14 protein-coding genes are annotated in these 18,188 nt (G+C 67.1%); 9 read left to right on the top strand and 5 right to left on the bottom strand.

What is annotated here, in order from left to right; all coding sequences use genetic code 11:
• Position 1: 1 nt before the first annotated feature.
• The 4 genes from C8D03_RS22360 (at position 2) to C8D03_RS22345 (ending at position 3,231) form a co-directional block, all read left to right on the top strand.
• A complete protein-coding gene (locus C8D03_RS22360) occupies positions 2-613 on the top strand; it encodes a DUF1190 domain-containing protein (RefSeq protein WP_108049812.1) in 612 nt (203 codons plus the stop codon).
• A gap of 1 nt (position 614) precedes the next feature.
• A complete protein-coding gene (locus tag C8D03_RS22355; protein WP_108049810.1) occupies positions 615-1,784 on the top strand; it encodes a glutathionylspermidine synthase family protein in 1,170 nt (389 codons plus the stop codon).
• 100 nt (positions 1,785-1,884) lie between these two features.
• Complete coding sequence (locus C8D03_RS22350; RefSeq protein ID WP_248308577.1) at positions 1,885-2,784, top strand: VOC family protein; 900 nt, start codon at positions 1,885-1,887, stop codon at positions 2,782-2,784.
• A gap of 42 nt (positions 2,785-2,826) precedes the next feature.
• Entirely contained in the window at positions 2,827-3,231 is a 405-nt protein-coding gene (locus C8D03_RS22345; RefSeq protein ID WP_108051900.1) for a DUF350 domain-containing protein, read from the top strand.
• Between the two features lie 22 nt (positions 3,232-3,253).
• Here the strand turns inward: C8D03_RS22345 and mdoH are convergent, their stop codons facing one another.
• The 3 genes from mdoH to C8D03_RS26670 are packed head-to-tail and all read right to left on the bottom strand — an operon-like array spanning position 3,254 to position 7,267.
• Positions 3,254-5,437: a glucans biosynthesis glucosyltransferase MdoH gene (gene mdoH / locus C8D03_RS22340; RefSeq protein ID WP_108049806.1), complete on the bottom strand. Its 2,184-nt coding sequence runs from the start codon at positions 5,435-5,437 to the stop codon at positions 3,254-3,256.
• Complete coding sequence (locus C8D03_RS22335) at positions 5,425-6,987, bottom strand: OpgD/OpgG family glucan biosynthesis protein (protein WP_108049804.1); 1,563 nt, start codon at positions 6,985-6,987, stop codon at positions 5,425-5,427. Before C8D03_RS22335 ends, mdoH begins: the two co-directional genes overlap by 13 nt.
• Positions 6,988-7,030: 43 nt before the next feature.
• Positions 7,031-7,267, bottom strand: a complete 237-nt coding sequence (locus C8D03_RS26670; RefSeq protein ID WP_146170261.1) for a hypothetical protein — start codon at positions 7,265-7,267, stop codon at positions 7,031-7,033.
• Positions 7,268-7,274: 7 nt separating this feature from the next.
• On the opposite strand from C8D03_RS26670, the gene glmU reads away from it, so the two are divergent.
• Complete coding sequence (glmU, locus tag C8D03_RS22330; protein ID WP_108051899.1) at positions 7,275-8,639, top strand: bifunctional UDP-N-acetylglucosamine diphosphorylase/glucosamine-1-phosphate N-acetyltransferase GlmU; 1,365 nt, start codon at positions 7,275-7,277, stop codon at positions 8,637-8,639.
• A 114-nt stretch (positions 8,640-8,753) separates the two neighbouring features.
• Complete coding sequence (gene glmS, locus C8D03_RS22325) at positions 8,754-10,580, top strand: glutamine--fructose-6-phosphate transaminase (isomerizing) (RefSeq protein WP_108049803.1); 1,827 nt, start codon at positions 8,754-8,756, stop codon at positions 10,578-10,580.
• Between the two features lie 36 nt (positions 10,581-10,616).
• Here glmS and C8D03_RS22320 read toward each other — a convergent pair whose 3' ends face one another.
• A complete protein-coding gene (locus C8D03_RS22320) occupies positions 10,617-10,994 on the bottom strand; it encodes a YbaN family protein (protein WP_181301172.1) in 378 nt (125 codons plus the stop codon).
• A 185-nt stretch (positions 10,995-11,179) separates the two neighbouring features.
• Here C8D03_RS22320 and C8D03_RS22315 point away from each other — a divergent pair, with 185 nt between their 5' ends.
• On the top strand, positions 11,180-11,899 hold the full coding sequence (locus tag C8D03_RS22315) for a DUF502 domain-containing protein (protein WP_108049801.1): 720 nt from the start codon (positions 11,180-11,182) through the stop codon (positions 11,897-11,899).
• On the opposite strand, the gene recG is transcribed toward C8D03_RS22315, so the two are convergent.
• Entirely contained in the window at positions 11,877-13,979 is a 2,103-nt protein-coding gene (recG, locus tag C8D03_RS22310) for an ATP-dependent DNA helicase RecG (RefSeq protein WP_108049799.1), read from the bottom strand. The two genes, C8D03_RS22315 and recG, sit on opposite strands and share 23 nt — an antisense overlap.
• 156 nt (positions 13,980-14,135) lie before the next feature.
• Between recG and C8D03_RS22305 the strand changes: the two genes are divergently transcribed.
• Together C8D03_RS22305 and mfd are read left to right on the top strand one after the other, a co-directional pair.
• A complete protein-coding gene (locus tag C8D03_RS22305) occupies positions 14,136-14,432 on the top strand; it encodes an FAD assembly factor SdhE (RefSeq protein ID WP_108049797.1) in 297 nt (98 codons plus the stop codon).
• Positions 14,433-14,636: 204 nt separating this feature from the next.
• On the top strand, positions 14,637-18,185 hold the full coding sequence (gene mfd, locus C8D03_RS22300) for a transcription-repair coupling factor (RefSeq protein WP_108049795.1): 3,549 nt from the start codon (positions 14,637-14,639) through the stop codon (positions 18,183-18,185).
• The last annotated feature ends 3 nt before the right edge of the window (positions 18,186-18,188 follow it).

The following is an 18,188-nucleotide window of genomic DNA, read 5'->3' as shown; positions in this document are numbered from 1 at the left end:
AATGAAGCGCTCGACCCAGATCGGTTTGGCCGCGGCAGGTGTCGTCCTGGTCGCGACGATATGGGCGAACTCGGGCAGCGACGAAGAGGAGAGCCTCGTCTACAACAACCTCGCCGAATGCCGGGCCGGAGGGCAGCTCTCGTCGAGCCAGTGCGAGCAGCGCTTCAACGAGGCCTCGGCCAACCATCTGCGCGACGCGAAGAAATTCACCAGCACCAGTTCCTGCGAGACCGAATACGGCGCGGGCTCCTGCCAGAGTGCGGTCTGGAACGGCGCCCAGGTCATCGTGCCGGCGCTGGCCGGCATCATGCTCGCCCGCAGCTTCTCTCAAGGGGGAGGCGCGGCGCAGCCCCTGCTGCCGCCGACCCAGCAGGCCTGCCCGCCCGGCAGCGCAGCGCAGGAATGCCAGCAGGCCCGCTCCTCGTCGAGCAACAGCGGCGGCTATGGCAGTCGCAGCAGTTCGTCCTCCTCGTCGCGCGCCTATTCGACAACCTCCGGCGCGGCGCTGGTGGCGCGCAGCGGCGCCGTCAGCGGCGTCAGCAGCACGAGCACCGTCTCGCGCGGCGGCTTCGGGTCGACCTCGCACTCCTACTCGTCCTCTTCGTCCTCCTGACATGCGCCGCATCGCCTTCGCCCCGCGACCCGACTGGCGCGACCAGGTCGAACGCCTCGGCTTCGCCTTCCACACCATCGACGGCGAAACCTATTGGGACGAGCGCGCGGCCTACGCCTTCACGCTGGAGCAGGTCGAGCGCGACATCGAGGCGCCGACCGACGCAATCGAGCAGCTCTGCTTCGCCTTCGTCGAGAAGGCGATCGGCGACGACGAAATCCTGTCCCGGCTCGCGATTCCTTCGGCGCAGTGGGACTTCATCCGCGAAAGCTGGCAGCGCGGCGACCGCAACCTCTATGGCCGGCTCGATCTCGCCTATGATGGCAAGGGCCCGGCCAAGCTGCTCGAATACAACGCCGACACGCCGACCGGATTGTTCGAATCGAGCGTCGTGCAGTGGGACTGGCTCGAACAGGCGATGGCACGCGGCGCGCTGCCACCGGAATGCGACCAGTTCAATTCGCTGCATGAGCGCCTGATCGAGGCCTTCGCCCATCTGCGCGAGCCTTCGCCCTACCGCCTGCACCTGACCTGCGTCCAGAACAGCAACGAGGACAAGGGCACGGTCGATTATCTGATGGATTGTGCCGTGCAGGCCGGGCTCGACGCGCGCTTCACCTTCATCGAGGAGATCGGCCTGCTCTCGGACGGGCGCTTCTGCGACGGCGCCAACCAGCCGATCGAGGCCCTGTTCAAGCTCTATCCCTGGGAATGGTTGTTCCGGGAGCGCTATGCCGGGAACCTCGCCACGTCGCGCTGCCAGTTCATCGAGCCGCCCTGGAAGGCCATCCTCTCGAACAAGGGCCTGCTCGCCTGCCTCTGGGAGATGGAGGCCGGCCATCCGAACCTGCTGCCGGCCTTCTTCGAGGCCGATCCCCGTTGCGCCGGGCTGTCGCCGCGGCGCGTGCGCAAGCCGCTCTATTCGCGCGAAGGCGCCAACGTCACGCTGACCGAACGCGGCACCGTGCTCGACAGCGACGACGGCCCCTATGGCGCGGAAGGCTTCATCCTGCAGGATGCCGCGCAGAACCTGTTCGAAACCGGCGGCAACTACGCCGTGCTCGGTTCCTGGCTCGTGGCCTCGCAGGCCTGCGGGCTCTGCGTGCGCGAGGACGCCTCGCCGATCACCAAGAACACCTCGCGCTTCGTGCCGCATTACATTGAGGGGTGATGGTGCGGGTCCGGGCCAGGACAATCGGCTCAGCGCATGACCCCGGCCTGGCGACCTGCTAGAGGTGGAGGCCCGAGCCTGCCGCAAGCGAGCCAAGCCCATGCCTGACACCCCGATGCCTGACACGACACTCCCTTCTGCCCCGCGCGGCCTCGACCACCTCGTCATCGGGGTCCGCGATCTCGATGCCGCCGGCGCCTTCTACGAGACGCTGGGCTTCAAGGTCGGCGCCCGCAACCGCCATCCCTGGGGCACCGAGAACCGGATTGTCCAGTTTCCCGGCTCCTTCCTCGAACTGATCACGATCAGCGACGAAGGCGCGCTCGTCGCGCCCGCGCCGCGCCTGTTCTCCTTCGGCAGCTTCGTCCGCGACGCGCTGGAGCAGGGGGAGGGCCTCTCCATGCTGGTGCTCGAAAGCACCGATGCGAAGGCCGATGCCGCCGCCTTCCGAAGGACGGGCATCGGCGACTACGAGCCGTTCTTCTTCGAGCGCCAGGCCCGGCGCCCCGATGGCAGCGAGGTGCGTGTCGCCTTCTCGCTCGCCTTCGCAGCCGACCCATTGGCGCCCGAATGCGGCTTCTTCGTCTGCCAGCAGCATGAGCCGCAGAATTTCTGGAACCCGGCCTTCCAGCAGCACGCCAACGGCGCCACGGGACTGGCTTCCGCGATCATCATCACCGACGACCCGGCCGCCCATCGCGACTTCCTGAGCGCCTTCGCCGGCTTCCCCGAGGTGCTGGAGGGCAATGCCGATCTCGTCTTGACCCTGCCGCGCGGGCGCATCGACGTGCTCGATCCCGAGGCCGCGCAGGCGATCTACCATATCGAGCCCGACACCACCCCGGCCCGCTTCCTCGGCTTCTGCGTGGCGGTGCCCGAGCTCGAGGCGGTGGCAGCCCGGCTCGAGGCCGCCGGCATCGCTTTCGCGCAGGGCGACGAGCGGATCGTCGTTCCGCCCGAGGCAGCGCTCGGCTGCGTCATTGCCTTCGAGCGGAGTTGAGGGTCAGGATCGGCGCGATCGACACAGGGGATTCGGATGACGATGATCGCGCAGGCGCTGTTGAAACTTCCCGATTTCGCCCTGTTCTTCTCGGTGTCGCTCGGGCTGGTCGGTATCTACCTGCTGGTTTACACGCTGGCGACGTCGCATAACGAATTCGGCCTGATCCGGCAAAACAACATCGCGGCGGCATTGTCACTCGGCTTGAGCCTGACCGGCTTCGCGCTGCCGCTCTCCAGCGCCGTGGTGCATTCGAACACCATCCCCGATCTGGTGGTCTGGGGCATCGTCGCCATCGTCGTGCAGTTGATCGTCTATTTGCTTGTCAGGATCGTCCTGCCCAACCTGTCGGCACGCATCGCGGCTGGCGAACTTGCGGCCGCACTTTTCCTCGGCGCCGCATCGCTCGCGGCCGGCGTCATCAACGCCGCCGCGATGAGCTTCTGACGAGACCCGCCACGGACGGCCTTCACTCGGCAGGTCGCGCCGCCGGCAGCGACGCCAGAAGCGCGACCAGCGCCCGGTCGTGCAGCACGACCATCCGCTCCTTCGGCTTCAGCCAGATCGCCGCATCGTCGATCGTCTCGGCATCGACCAGCTTGGCCTGCGCCACGGCACGGTCAGGCTCGATCTCGCCGCGACGTCGCGGCGGATTCTCCGGCAGCATCAACTCATGCGCCTCGCGCAGCGCCGGATCCGCGTGAAGCGCCCGAAGCCCATCGGCATCGTCGAAACCGGCCTCGTCGAATTCAGCCTGCAGCGCATTGGCGCGCAGCGCCACCGCCGGCGGATCGCCTTCCTCCGGCGTCACCAGCAGCTTGTGCCGCTTTAGCCAGAGCCCGAGCGCGAGCTGACCCGACGCCCAGGAGAGCGGGATCGCCAGTACGAGGCCGACGATGGTGGGCGACATCCAGGCGAACAGCGACGTCGCGATCATGAAGGCGGAGATGCCGGCGACGATGCCCAGCACCGTATGCGTGCGGTGCCGGCGGACGATGTCCTTGAGCGGAATCGAACCGTCGTCGCGGCGCTGCGGGTTCCAGCCCGTATCGCGCCCGAGCAGGATCTGGAACACCGAGCCGGACTGGATCAGCATCATGATCGGCGCGAAGAAGGCCGAGAACAGAACCTCGATCAGCGCCGAGATCACCAGCCGGATCGCACCACCGCCGGCCCGGCGCAGCTTGCCGTTGAACAGCGTCAGCAAGAGGCCGAAGAGCTTCGGCGCGAGCAGGATCGCCATCGTCAGCGCAAACAGGTTCAAGGCGCGCTCGGGGTCGAAGCGCGGCCAGACCGGAAACAGCGTGAACTCCTGCGTGAAGTACTCAGGCCTGGCATAGCTGACCTGGAGCACGATCAGGATGCCGACCACGAGCTGCATCAGCCAGAAGGGCGAGGCCAGATAGCCCATGATGCCGGTGGCGAAATGCTGGCGCGTCGGCAGGACGAAGCCCTTGGCACCGAAGATGCGCGAATGCTGCAGGTTGCCTTGGCACCAGCGGCGATCGCGCACCGAGACGTCGATCAGCGAGGGCGGGCTCTCCTCATAGGACCCCGTCAGGTCCGGCAGCATGTAGACCGACCAGCCAGCGCGCCGAATCAGCGCCGCCTCGACGAAATCATGGCTGAGCACGTGCCCGCCGAAGGGTGGCTTGCCCTTGAGATCGGGCAGGCCGCAATGATCGGCGAAGGCCTTGGTCCGGATGATCGCGTTGTGGCCCCAGTAATTGCCGTCGCGGCCGGACCACATCGCGAGCCCCGTCGCGATCACCGGCCCATAGACGCGGGCCGCGAATTGCTGGAGCCGGGCGAAGAAGGTGTTGCGGTTGATGATCAGCGGCAGCGACTGGATGATGCCGGCATCGGGGTCTTCTTCCATCGCAGCCGCCAGGCGCACGATGCAGGTGCCGGTCATCAGGCTGTCGGCGTCGAGCACGACCATGTGCTCGTAATGTCCGCCCCAGCGCGTCACGAAATCGGCGATGTTGCCGGCCTTGCGGTGGTGGTTCTTGGGCCGGTGCCGGTAATAGACGCGGGCATCCGGGCCGAGCCGCTGGCGCAGCGCCAGGAAGGCCCGCTCCTCGGCGATCCAGACATCCGGATTCGTCGTGTCGGAGACGATGAAATAATCGAAATGCGCGCCGAGGCCCGTGGCATCGACCGATTCCCGGATCGCCGCCAGCGCCGCGAAGGTGCGTGCCGACGACTCGTTGTAGATCGGCATCACCACGACGGTGCGGTGCTTCAGCGTTTCGACGGGCCCGGAGCGGCTCTTGTTGAACAGGAGCCCGAAGAAACCGAGCACCGCGCTGGTGAAGGCGAGCGCGATCCAGGAGAAATTGACCGTGAACAGCACGAGCAAAACGTACTGCAGCGATGTCGTGCGGCTCACCGACACGACATTGTACATTTCCCAGGCGCCATAGCCGGTCAGCATCAGGCCTCCGCCGAAGACGAAGAGCCGCTTCAGCCAGGGTGTCGTCCAGGCTCGCGGCGCGGCCGGCTGCCGGCGGTCGGACGCCTTCCAGCTCCGGAAGGACTGGACCGGCATGACGAGACGGCTTTCGGGCGGCGTCGCGGGGTCCAGGCTCGCCACATAAGACAGATTCGGCGCCACGGCCTCGATGGGGCGGGTCGCGGTCACCACGTCCATCGGTTCAACCAGGTTTCCGAAACCGGCTGGCCGCCGGATTGCAGCACGAGCCGGAGCTCGCAGAGGGTCTCCGTGCCGGGATCGACCTCGAAGCCGACCCGCATCAGCTTGCGTTCCGGAAACGGCCAGAGCCGGACATTGTGAATCTGGCCGGGCTGCGTGGTGATGTTGGCACGGGTCGAGGCCACCATGCCGGCATCGGCCAGCCTGTCTCCGGTGAAATCCACGATGAAGCGCCGCCGGCGCCCCTGCGTGCCGCGCCCCTGGCGGACCCGGGTGGCGAGCGCGAGGCCCGGCCGCTCCGGCGGCTGCCAGCTCCAGGCCTGCCGATAGGCGATCACCGTCTCGCTGCCGGCGGCGAGCGGCTGGCGCGGGCGCCAATACATGATGATGTTGTCGTTGATGTCGGACTCGCTCGGAATCTCGATCAACTGCACCGAGCCGGCACCCCACTCGCCGAGCGGCTCCATCCAGACGCTCGGCCGCAGCTCGAAGCGCTGGTCGTCATCCATGAAGGCGGCCGGGTCGCGCTCGCGCTGGACCAGCCCGAAACCCTTCGGATTGCTGTCCATGAAGGAGGAGACCTGCAAAGTCGCCGGGTTGCTGACCGGGCGGTAGATCCATTCGCCGGTTCCAGAGCGCATCTGCACGCCGGAAATCTCGTGTACCGCCGGGCGGACATCGTCGAAGGTGCGCCGGCTCTGCGGGCCCGAGAGGAAGGTGCCCATCGTGCAGCCGAAGCCGACATGGTCGAGCGCCTGGCGCGCGAACAACGTCATCTCGACATCGATCAGCGTGACGTCGCCGGGCCGCAGCGTCATCCGCACGGCACCCGTCAGGCTCTCGGAATCGAGCAGGGCGTGGATCACGAGCAGGCCCGACGCAGGGCTCGGCCGTTCGATCCAGAAGGCGCGGAAGAACGGAATCTCCTCGCCGCGCGTCTCGCCCGGCCGCAGGATCAGGGCACGGGCGAGGGCACCGAAATTCTGCCCCCGCGCCAGCGAGCGGAAAAAGGTCGCGCCCTGGAAGATCGCGACCTCGAAGGGCCGCTCCAGCCCCGTCGCGATTCGCATGCCGGAGAACTGCAGGTCGACATTCGGCGGCGGCGGCGTCACCCGTCCATAGTCGAACTTGGCGCGGTCGAACCCGACGCGGCGCACGGTCTCGTCCTCGATGGTGAAGAGGTTGACCGGGTTCGAGAAGACATAGCCGCGATGCAGCGGCTCGACCGTGAAGCCGCGATTCTCTCCGGCCCAGATCAGTCCCGCGGGCTGGGCCCTGATTCCGGAAAACTGATCGAAGGGCAGGGTGGCGTAGCCATCGGGAAGATCGGTCGCGACGAGCGGCACGACCGGCCGCTGCGCCAGAATGCGCGCGGTCTCGACGACCAGTGAGGGATCGAATTGCTTGCCTTCGAAAAGGAACGACTGGTTGATGGCTGCGAGGGCCGATGGCGTCTGCGAACGGGCTGCGCCCGCTGCCAGGAGTGATGCGGCTGCGGCCCCGCCGGAGCCTTCTAGAAACTGCCGACGATTCAAGGGTTTCGACATTATATCCAACATGCGCGGGCGACGCCCTCGCCCATTCGCGCTTCTAGAGCATTTCCCCGCGATCTGAAAAGCGGCAGTGCCGGTAATTTGTAGGCGATCGTTTATCTCCCTGCGTCGTGATCGCGACCGGACGGAGCGGACGACCGTGCAGACTTTGGCAAATGCCGGCCGGATCGGCTATCCACGGCACCTGCAACACCACCATGCGCCGGGCCAGCCGCAAGCTTCCGCGATCGGCACCACGCGGCCGGCCCTTCGCCGCAAAGGAAACGACAATCATGACCGAAATGCAGTCCGGCCGGTCCTGCCTGGCGATTCTCCTCGCTGCCGGCGAGGGAACGCGGATGAAATCGGGGCAGCCGAAGGTGCTGCACGAGGTCGGCGGCCGTTCGCTGCTCGCCCATGCGCTGGCCGCTCTCGCGGAAGCAGGCGCGGACACCGTGGTCGTCGTGGTCGGTCCGGACCGGCCGGAGGTCGCGCGCGAGGCGCAAGCCCTCCTGCCTTCAGTGCAGATCGCCGTGCAGACCGAGCGGCGCGGCACGGCCCATGCCGCGCTGGCGGCGCGCGCCGCGCTGGCCGCCGGCTATGATGACGTCATCGTCGCCTTCGCCGACACGCCGCTGCTCCGGCCCGAGACCTTCGGTGCGCTGCGCGTCGCGCTGGCAGAGGGCGCGGCGGTCGTCGCGCTCGGCTTCGAGGCCCGCGACCCGACCGGCTATGGCCGGCTCGTCATCCGCGATGGCGCACTGGAAGCCATCGTCGAGCACAAGGACGCGACACTGGCGCAGCGCGCGATCAGGTTGTGCAACGCCGGCATGATGGCGCTCGACGGCCGGCAGGCCCTGCCCGTGCTCGAGGCCATCGGCAATGCCAATGCCCAGTCGGAATTCTACCTCACCGACGCGGTCGCGGTGGCGCGTGCGCTCGGCCTGGCGACGGGCGCGCTGGAGGCGCCCGAGAGCGAGGTCCAGGGCATCAACGACCGCATCCAGCTCGCCGCGGCGGAAGCCGAGTTCCAGCGCCGCAAGCGCCTTGCGGTCATGGCCGAGGGCGCGACACTGACTGCGCCCGAGACGGTCTTCTTCAGTCACGACACGCGCATCGGCCGCGATGTGCTGATCGAACCCCATGTCGTATTCGGCCCCGGCGTGACCGTCGCCGACGGCGCCGTCATCCATGCCTTCTCCCATCTCGAGGGCGCCGAGGTCGGGCCGGGCGCAACAGTCGGCCCCTATGGCCGCCTGCGACCGGGCGCCAGACTCGCCGCCAGGGCCAAGGTCGGCAATTTCGTGGAGATCAAGGCCGCCGATATCGGCGCCGGCGCGAAGGTCAGCCACCTGACCTATATCGGCGACGCGACGGTGGGGGCCGACGCAAACATCGGAGCCGGAACGATCACCTGCAATTACGACGGATTCTTCAAGTATCGCACCAATATCGGCGCCGGCGCCTTCGTCGGCTCGAACTCCTCGCTGGTCGCTCCGCTGACGATCGGCGCCGGCGCCTTCATCGGCTCCGGTTCGGTGGTGACGGAAGACGTAGCGCCGGATTCACTGGCGGTCGGCCGGGGTCGCCAGATCGCCAAGGAGGGCTGGGCGAAGGGCTTTCGCGAGACCTCGCTGGCGCGCAAGGCCGCGGCCAGAAAGCCCTGAAACGCCGGGATCGCCGCAAGCCGGCGTTCATAGTTCGACATTTAGAGTGATTTTGCTTGGTTGGGCCGGACCGCTATGCGGATTGGCAACGGCAACGTCTCAAGAGGTTCTCGCATGTGCGGCATCGTCGGCATTCTGGGCAAGGAAGCGGTCGCGACGCAGGTGGTCGAGGCGCTGCGGCGGCTCGAATATCGCGGCTATGACTCAGCCGGCGTCGCGACGCTGGAACATGGCCTGCTCACGCGCCGCCGCGCCGAGGGCAAGCTCCGGAATCTCGAAGTCCGCCTCTCGAACGAGCCGCTCGAAGGACTGATCGGTATCGGCCACACCCGCTGGGCGACGCATGGCAAGCCCAACGAGACCAATGCTCATCCGCATGCGACCGCCAAGCTCGCCGTTGTGCATAACGGCATCATCGAGAATTTCCGCGATCTGCGCGCCGAATTGCAGGCTGACGGCTATGTCTTCGAGACCGAGACCGACACCGAGATCGTCGCCCATCTCGTCACCCGCGAACTCGACCACGGCAAGACGCCTGTGGAGGCCGTCGCTGCGAGCCTGCCGCGCCTGCGCGGCGCCTTCGCGCTCGCCTTCCTGTTCGAGGGCGAGGAGGATCTGCTGATCGGCGCGCGCAAGGGCTCGCCCCTGGCTGTCGGCATCGGCGACGGCGAGATGTATCTCGGCTCCGATGCCCTGGCGCTGGCGCCCTTCACCAATCTCATCGCCTATCTGGAGGAGGGCGACTGGGTCGTGCTCCACCGCAAGGGCGCGACCTTCTACGACAAGGCCAACCGGCCGGTCCAGCGCCGGGCCCAGCGCGTCGCAGCCGGTGCCTTCCTCGTCGAGAAGGGCAATCACCGCCATTTCATGGCCAAGGAGATCTACGAGCAGCCCGAGGTCGTCGGTCACACGCTGACGCAATATCTCGACATGGCCGCCGGCAGCGTGCGCCTGCCCTTCAAGGGCGCGATCGACTGGAAGTCGCTGTCGCGGCTGTCGATTTCGGCCTGCGGCACGGCCTATTATGCCGGACTGGTCGCGAAGTACTGGTTCGAAAAGCTGGCGCGCCTGCCAGTCGAGATCGATGTGGCTTCGGAATTCCGCTACCGCGAGGCGCCGCTGCCCGAGAACGGTCTCGCGCTCTTCATCACGCAATCGGGCGAGACGGCCGATACGCTGGCCTGCCTGCGCTATGCCAAGCAGGAGCAGCAGAAGGTGCTCTCCGTCGTCAACGTGCCGACCTCGACGATCGCGCGCGAGAGCGACGCCGTTGCCCCGACGCTCGCCGGTCCCGAGATCGGCGTCGCCTCGACCAAGGCCTTCACCTGCCAGTTGACCGCGCTCGCCTGCCTTGCGCTGGCGGCCGCGCGTGGACGCGGCACGCTCTCGGCCGAAGACGAGGCGCGCCATGTCCAGAACCTGATCGCCCTGCCGGGACTGATCGCCAGGGCGCTTCAACTCGAGCCCGAGATCGAGAAGCTCGCCCGCGAACTCTCCAAGGCCCGCGACGTGCTCTATCTCGGTCGCGGAACCAGTTTCCCGCTGGCGCTGGAAGGCGCACTGAAGCTCAAGGAAATCAGCTATATCCACGCCGAAGGCTATCCGGCGGGCGAACTCAAGCATGGCCCGATCGCCTTGATCGACGAGGCGATGCCGGTGATCGTGGTCGCGCCGCATGACGCGCTGTTCGAGAAGACCGCCTCGAACATGCAGGAGGTCGCGGCGCGCGGCGGCCGCATCATCCTGATCACCGACGCGAAGGGCGCCGCCGAATGCGGCATCGTCCCGGAAACGACGATCATCATGCCGGACATGGACCCGACCTTCGCCGCCATCGCCTATGCGTTGCCGATCCAGATGATCGCCTACCAGACCGCCGTTTTCATGGGCAAGGACGTCGACCAGCCCCGCAACCTGGCGAAATCCGTCACGGTCGAGTGAGGCGATCCGCCGGCCATTGCGCGATGTCGGCCCGGCTCAACGCTCCGGCCGGCTCGCGACATAGACCCCGGCAGCCAGAAGACAGGCGCCGCTGACCCATAGCGCGATCGGCGGCGCGGCGGTCCGGGTCAGGATGCCGAAGCTCAGCAGCATCGACCCGCAGGCTATATATTTGACCCTGCGGGCGATCGATCCGGTCTCGCGCCAGCGCCGCACCTGCGGGCCAAGGCGGGGATGGCCGATCAGCCAGGCCTCGAAGCGCGGCGAGGATTGCGAGAAGCACCACGCCGCCAGGATCAGGAAGATCGTGCCCGGCATCAGCGGCAGGATCAGCCCGACCACGCCCAGCGCCGTCAGGATCCAGCCGGCCGCGAAAAGCAGCGGACGGCGGAGCTTTCGAACGCCGCGCATCATGGTCCGATTATCCTGCCGACTCGCCCCGGCTTTCGCGCCTGCGTGAACGAAAGCACCATGTCCCCAACGCCCGCAAGCTGGCGGTCAGCGCGTCATCCTTGAAATCCGCCGGAGCGACTGGCACGTCTGTCGCATCCTGCTCGTCAAGATCGTCTGCTCGCAGCCAGCCATATCGGACCCCTTGAATGACGCCGAGCCCGCCTGATCCACGACTCGTCATCCAGCCCGATCTGCTGAGCCCGAGCTTCGGCGCCAGACTCAGGCGCTATTTCCTGACCGGCCTGGTGATTGCGGCGCCACTGGCGATCACCGCCTCGGTGACCTGGTGGTTCGTCAACTTCGTCGACGGGCTGGTGAAGCCTCTGATTCCGACAGCCTATTGGCCGGACGCCTATCTGCCCTATCCGGTGCCCGGCTTCGGCCTGATCATCGGCCTGATCGGACTGACGCTGCTCGGCTTCATGACGGCCAATCTCGTCGGCCGCTCCCTCATCAATGCCGGCGAGGCGATCCTCAACCGAATGCCGGTGGTGCGCGGTCTCTACAAGGGTGTGAAGCAGGTCGTCGAGACGATCTTCTCGCAAGGGGGCACCTCCTTCCGCAAGGTCGGCATGGTGCAGTTCCCGCAGCCGGGGATGTGGTCGATCGTCTTCATCGCGCAGGAGGCCGCCCCGGAGATTGCGGGCGCGCTGCCCGATGGCTCCGAACAGATCGGCGTCTTCCTGCCCTGCACACCAAACCCGACGACAGGGTTCTTCTTCTACCTGCCGCGCCGCGAGGTGGTGGACCTGTCGATCTCGGTCGAGGACGGCGCCAAGCTGATCATGTCGGCGGGGCTGATCCAGCCCGGCGTCGCGGCGCAGAAGCTGATGCCGGGCAATCCTACCCCGCCCGCAAAAGCCTGATCGCGACATCGCGCTCGAACAGATAGAGCAGGCTCCTGACCGCCTCGCCGCGCACGCTCTCCAGATGCGGATCGCGCTCGATCAGGAGCCGCGCATCGTCGCGCGCCGCTGCCAGCAGATCGCCATCGATCTCGGGCCGCGCGATGCGCCAATCCGGCGAGCCTGACTGCTTCGTGCCGAGAACCTCGCCCTCGCCGCGCAGGCGCAGATCCTCTTCCGCGATGCGAAACCCGTCCTCGGTCTCGCGCATGATCGTCAGGCGCGCTTCCGCCACCGGGCCCAGAGGCCCCTTGTAGAGCAGGAGGCAGGTCGATGCGGCCGACCCGCGTCCGATCCGGCCGCGCAACTGGTGAAGCTGCGCGAGGCCGAAGCGTTCGGCGTGCTCGATCACCATCACGCTGGCATTGGGCACGTCGACGCCGACCTCGATCACGGTGGTCGAAACGAGGATGCGCGTTTCGCCGGCGACGAAGGCCGCCATGGCGGCGTCCTTGTCGCGCCCCGGCATCTGGCCATGCAGCAGCCCGACCCGTGCGCCGAACATCTCGCGCAGCGCCTCATAGCGCTCCTGCGCCGCCGCCACGTCGAGCGTGTCGGATTCCTGCACCAGCGGGCAGACCCAGTAGACCTGCGCACCGGCCTCGACCGCCCGGCCAACCGCTCCGACGACCTCGTCATGACGCTCGGACGAGATCGCCTTGGTCGCAATCGGCTTTCGCCCGGCCGGCTTCTCGGCCAGCACGGAAATGTCCATGTCACCGAACCAGGTCAGCGACAGCGTGCGCGGGATCGGCGTCGCGGTCATCACCAGAATATCGACGGCCTCGCCCTTGGAGCCGAGCAGCAGGCGCTGATGCACCCCGAAACGGTGCTGCTCATCGACGATGGCGAGCGCGAGGTCGCGGAAGGCGACGCCTTCCTGGAACAGCGCGTGCGTTCCGACAGCGATCGCGATCTCGCCATTCGCCAACCCTTCGAGAACGCGCGCCCGGCCCGGACCTTTCTCGCGGCCGGTGAGCAGCGCGAGCTTTAAGCCCGCCTTCGCCGCCAGCGGCTCCAGTCGTTCGGCATGCTGGCGGGCCAGAATCTCGGTCGGTGCCATCAGCACCGATTGCCGCCCGGCCTCGGCGGCAGCCGCCATCGCCAGCAGCGCGACCACGGTCTTGCCCGAGCCGACATCTCCCTGGAGAAGCCGCAGCATGCGCTCGGGCTTTTCCATATCGGCATGGATGTCGGCGAGCGCCTGGCGTTGGCCGCCGGTCAGGGTGAAGGGCAGGGCGCTCTCGATCGCCTGCCGGAGCCGGCCATCGCCAGCCGTCGTGCGACCCGCGATCTTCTTCTGCTGCCGGCGCACCAGTGCAAGCGCGATCTGGCTCGCCAGCAACTCGTCATAGGCGACGCGGCGCCGGGCAATCGTATCGCCTTCGACCGCCTTGAGATCGGGCGGGTGATGCAGGCCCTGCATCGCCTCGACAAAGGACGAAAAGCCACTCTTCGCGAGGAAGGCGGGGTCCTGCCATTCGGCGAGATCGGGGCATTTCTCTGCCGCCGCTGCCGCAATTCGCGTCATCACGCGCGGGCCGACGCCTTCGGTCATGCCATACACCGGCTCTATCGAAGGCAGCGCCGCGGCAAGCTTGGGGTCGAGAAGGCGGTCGGGATGCACCATCTGGCGCATGCCGTCCCACAATTCGAGCTTGCCCGAGATGATGCGGTAGGCGCCGACGGGCATGGTCTGCAGCAGATGGCGGACATCGGCATGGAAGAAGACGAGCGTGACGTCGCCGGTCTCGTCCTCGACGATGATGCGGTAGGGAGCCTTCGCCTTGGTCGGCGGTGCCGGGCGATGCTCCGTCACCTGCGCCGAGAAGGTCGCGATGCCGCCGACCGGCGCATCGACGATCGACGGGCTCGGCCGCCGGTCGATCGCCCCCGTCGGCAGATGGAACAGCAGGTCGACGACGCGCGCCCCGCGCGTCTCGTCGCCAAGCAGCTTGTCGAGCGCCTTGGCCGTCTTGGGACCGACGCCCGACAGCGTGGTCACGGGTGCGAACAGTGGGTCGAGCAGGGACGGGCGCAAGCGGTGACTCGTTCATGTCAGGAGCGCGAATTTTGCAGCGATGCCGCCGCTGACTTCACGCTTTGCCGAGGCTATATAACCCGCGACGGCAGGCTTCGCGACGGGGCCGGCCTTGTTTCCGTTTCGTCGTCCCAATCTTTTGCCAGAGGATTCTCGATGTCCGGCTCGTCCCGAACCAGCGCCGATCTCGACCCGCGCCGGCGCAAGATCCTGTTCCGCGCCTGGCATCGCGGCATGCGCGAGAACGACCTGATCATGGGCGGCTTCGCCGACGCTCATATCGGCACGCTCAGCGAAACCGAACTCGACGCGTTCGAAGGCCTGATCGAGGTGCTGGATCGCGACCTCTTGAGCTGGATCACCGGGGAGGCGGAGGTTCCGTCGAACTACGACACCGAGCTTTTCCGGCGGTTGAAGGCGTTCCACCACCACGAGAAGCCGATTCATGTCTGAGACGACGAAGCGCGCGAACCGCTTTCCCTCCCCCCGCTTGCGGTGGGGAGGGCTAGGGTGGGGGGCAGTGCCGCTCGGCGAGACGTCCCAGGTCCGCGTTCCTGCTTTCCGTCCCCCCACCCAAACCCTCCCCACCGCAAGCGGGGGGAGGGAGTTCGGTCGCGCGTCGCTCGTTCAAACCTTCAGCCGGCAAGTTATCGCTTCATGAGCATCCCGCCTCCCGCCCAGATCGCCAAGCTGCAGATCGACCGCATCCTCGATGCGCTCAATCGCGGCGACAAGCCGACGCTCGCCAGCGTGCCCGACGGCTTCGATGCCGTCGTCCTCGCCGACCTGACCCGCGCCCGGTCGAAGAAGGCTGAAGCGCCGGCCATGCTCGTCTTCGTCGCCCGCGACGGCCAGCGCCTGCAGGTGCTGGAGAACGCGCTGCAGTTCGTCGCGCCCGATCTCGAGGTGATGTCGTTCCCGGCCTGGGACTGCCAGCCCTATGATCGCGTCTCGCCGGCGCCCTCCATCGTCGCGCATCGCATGACGACGCTGTCGCGCCTCGCCAAGACCAAGTCAGGCGACAAGCCGCGCCTGCTGCTGACCACCGTCAACGCCGCGCTGCAGCGCGTGCCGGCCTTCTCCAAGGTCGCGTCGGAGAGTTTCTCGGCCGCGCCGGGCAACATGGTCGATACCGACCAGCTCGCGCGCTGGCTCGACATGAACGGCTATCTGCGCACCTCGACCGTGCGCGAGACCGGGGAGTTCGCCGTGCGCGGCGGCATCGTCGATCTTTATCCGCCGGGTATGCCGGCGCCGATCCGGCTCGATTTCTTCGGCGATACGCTGGAATCGATCCGCACCTTCGATCCGGAAACGCAGCGCACAACCGGGCAGTTGCGTGGGCTCGACCTCGTACCGATGTCCGAAGCGCAGATGACGAGCGAGAGCATCAAGCGCTTTCGCCAGAGCTACATCACGACCTTCGGCACGCCCGGCCGCGACGACACGCTCTATGAAGCGGTCAGCGAAGGCCGCAGGCCAGCGGGCCTCGAACACTGGCTGCCGCTGCTGACCGAGCGGCTCGATACGCTCTTCACCTATCTGCCCGACGTGCCGCTGATCCTCGACCATCAGGCCGAGGACGCCGTCGGCGAGCGCATCAGCCTGATCAAGGACTATTACGACGCCCGCAAGGCAGCGATGGACCAGCCCAGCGCCGGCGGCGCGCCCTACAAGCCGCTCAAGCCCGACGCCCTCTACCTGTCGCCGGCCGACTGGCGCGGCATCATCGACCAGTCCGGCGTCGCAGCGCTGACCCCCTTCCAGTTGCCCGACAGCGACGGCAAGCTAGTCGTCGATCTCGGCGCCCGGCAGGGCCGCAGTTTCGCCGCCGAGCGCGCCGACAATGCGGGCAGCGTCTTTGATGCGGCCGTCGCGCATGTGAAGGCGCTGGAGAAGGACGGCAAGCGCGTCATCCTCTCAGCCTGGTCGGAAGGGTCGCGCGAGCGTCTGGCGCATGTGCTCGCCGACCACGGCCTTAAGACCGTGCAGATGACCGGCTCGCTGCGGGCCGCCTTCGACCTCAAGCCCGGCACGACGGCACTCGCGGTCTGGGGCTTCGAGACCGGCTTCGAGGCGGGCAAGCTCGCCGTCATCGGCGAACAGGACATCCTCGGCGACCGCCTCGTCCGTCCGCGCAAGAAGTCGCGCCGGCCGCAGGATTTCATCGCGGAGCTCTCCTCGCTCTCGCCCGGCGATCTCGTCGTCCATGTCGATCACGGCATCGGCCGCTTCATCGGCCTGCGCTCGATCACGGCCGTCGGCGCACCGCATGACTGCCTTGAAATCCATTACGCTGCCGATTCAAAGCTGTTCCTGCCCGTCGAGAACATCGAGCTGCTCTCGCGCTATGGCTCCGAGGACACCGAGGTCCCGCTCGATCGTCTCGGCGGCGGTGGCTGGCAGGCCCGCAAGGCCAAGCTGAAGCAGCGCATCCGCGAGATGGCCGGCAAGCTGATCGCGATTGCGGCAGCTCGCGCCCTCAAGGAAGCTCCCCGTCTGGTGCCGCAGGAAGGGCTCTATGACGAGTTCCGCGCCCGCTTCCCCTATGAGGAAACCGAGGACCAGCAGAACACCATCGATGCCGTGCTCGACGACATGGCGGCCGGCCGGCCGATGGACCGGCTGGTCTGCGGCGATGTCGGCTTCGGCAAGACCGAGGTCGCGCTGCGCGCCGCCTTCGCCTGCGCGCTGAACGGCAAGCAGGTCGCGGTGGTGGTACCGACCACGCTGCTGGCGCGGCAGCACTACCGCAACTTCGCCGAGCGCTTCAAAGGCCTGCCGGTCAATGTCGGCCAGGCCTCGCGCTTCGTCTCGGCACAAGACCTCAAGGCGGTGAAGGCCGGCATCAAGGACGGCACGATGGACATCGTCATCGGCACGCATGCGCTGCTCGGCAAGGCCATCGAGTTCAAGGACCTCGGCCTCGTCATCGTCGACGAGGAGCAGCATTTCGGCGTCAACCACAAGGAGCGGCTGAAGGAGTTCCGCGCCGAGGTTCACATGCTGACGCTGACCGCGACGCCGATACCGCGCACGCTGCAGCTCGCCATGACCGGCGTGCGCGAGCTCTCGATCATCGCAACGCCGCCGGTCGACCGCCTCGCGGTGCGCACCTTTGTCACGCCGTTCGATCCGCTGATCGTGCGCGAGGCGCTGCTGCGCGAGCGCTATCGCGGCGGGCGCTCCTTCTATGTCGTGCCGCGCATCGAGGACATTTCCGACGTCAAGGACTTCTTGGACAAGCAGGTGCCCGAGGCCAAGGTCGGCATCGCCCATGGCCAGATGGCAGCGGGCCAGCTCGAGGACGTGATGACGGCCTTCTATGAAGGCCAGTACGACGTGCTGCTCTCGACCACGATCGTCGAATCCGGCCTCGACATCCCGTCCGCCAACACGCTGATCGTGCATCGCGCCGACATGTTCGGCCTCGCCCAGCTTTACCAGCTCCGGGGTCGCGTCGGCCGTTCGAAGGTGCGCGCCTATGCGCTCTTCACGATGCCGGCCAACCGCAAGCTGACCGAGCAGGCCGAGCGCCGCCTCAAGGTTCTGCAATCGCTCGATACGCTGGGCGCCGGCTTCCAGCTCGCCAGCCACGACCTCGACATCCGGGGCGCCGGCAACCTCCTCGGCGACGAGCAGTCCGGCCATATCAAGGAGGTCGGCTACGAGCTTTACCAGCAGATGCTGGAGGAGGCGGTCGCGGCACTGAAATCGGGCGTCGATTTCGAGAGCACCACGCAATGGTCGCCGACGATCCAGATCGGCGCGCCGGTGATGATCCCGGAGCACTATATTACCGACCTGACGCTCAGGCTGACGCTGTACAAGCGCCTTTCGACACTGGACGACGACGGCGACATCCAGTCCTTCGGCGCCGAACTGGTCGACCGTTTCGGGCCGCTGCCGGAAGAGGTCCAGCAGCTGCTGGAGATCGTCGCGATCAAGGCGCTGTGCAAGCGGGCCAATGTCGAGAAGGTCGAGGCCGGCCCCAAGGGCATCATCGTCGCCTTCCGCGACAACGAATTCGCCAATCCCGAAGGGCTTGTCGGCTATGTCGCGAAACAGGGCACGCTGGCGAAGGTGCGCCCCGACATGCGCGTCGTCTTCATCGACGATTTCGAGACGGCCGAAGCGCGCCTCAAAGGCACGCGCCGCCTGCTGACCGACATCGCCCGCATCGCCGAACGCAAGAAGGCGGCGTAAAAC

The sequence above is a fragment of the Bosea sp. 124 genome (assembly GCF_003046175.1).
GTDB lineage: Bacteria > Pseudomonadota > Alphaproteobacteria > Rhizobiales > Beijerinckiaceae > Allobosea.
The sequence above is the reverse complement of the archived record's forward strand: the minus strand, read 5'-3'. Positions and strand labels throughout refer to the sequence as shown.

Excerpts from the sequence above, each read along its gene's own strand:
- C8D03_RS22350 (WP_248308577.1), top strand. The coding sequence starts at position 1,885 with ATGCCTGACACCCCGATGCCTGACACGACACTCCCTTCTGCCCCGCGC.
- C8D03_RS22315 (WP_108049801.1), top strand. The coding sequence starts at position 11,180 with ATGACGCCGAGCCCGCCTGATCCACGACTCGTCATCCAGCCCGATCTG.
- C8D03_RS22305 (WP_108049797.1), top strand. The coding sequence starts at position 14,136 with ATGTCCGGCTCGTCCCGAACCAGCGCCGATCTCGACCCGCGCCGGCGC.
- glmS (WP_108049803.1), top strand. The coding sequence starts at position 8,754 with ATGTGCGGCATCGTCGGCATTCTGGGCAAGGAAGCGGTCGCGACGCAG.
- mfd (WP_108049795.1), top strand. The coding sequence starts at position 14,637 with ATGAGCATCCCGCCTCCCGCCCAGATCGCCAAGCTGCAGATCGACCGC.
- C8D03_RS26670 (WP_146170261.1), bottom strand. The coding sequence starts at position 7,267 with ATGATTGTCGTTTCCTTTGCGGCGAAGGGCCGGCCGCGTGGTGCCGAT.
- C8D03_RS22320 (WP_181301172.1), bottom strand. The coding sequence starts at position 10,994 with ATGATGCGCGGCGTTCGAAAGCTCCGCCGTCCGCTGCTTTTCGCGGCC.
- glmU (WP_108051899.1), top strand. The coding sequence starts at position 7,275 with ATGCAGTCCGGCCGGTCCTGCCTGGCGATTCTCCTCGCTGCCGGCGAG.
- C8D03_RS22355 (WP_108049810.1), top strand. The coding sequence starts at position 615 with ATGCGCCGCATCGCCTTCGCCCCGCGACCCGACTGGCGCGACCAGGTC.
- C8D03_RS22335 (WP_108049804.1), bottom strand. The coding sequence starts at position 6,987 with ATGTCGAAACCCTTGAATCGTCGGCAGTTTCTAGAAGGCTCCGGCGGG.
- C8D03_RS22345 (WP_108051900.1), top strand. The coding sequence starts at position 2,827 with ATGATCGCGCAGGCGCTGTTGAAACTTCCCGATTTCGCCCTGTTCTTC.
- C8D03_RS22360 (WP_108049812.1), top strand. The coding sequence starts at position 2 with ATGAAGCGCTCGACCCAGATCGGTTTGGCCGCGGCAGGTGTCGTCCTG.
- mdoH (WP_108049806.1), bottom strand. The coding sequence starts at position 5,437 with ATGGACGTGGTGACCGCGACCCGCCCCATCGAGGCCGTGGCGCCGAAT.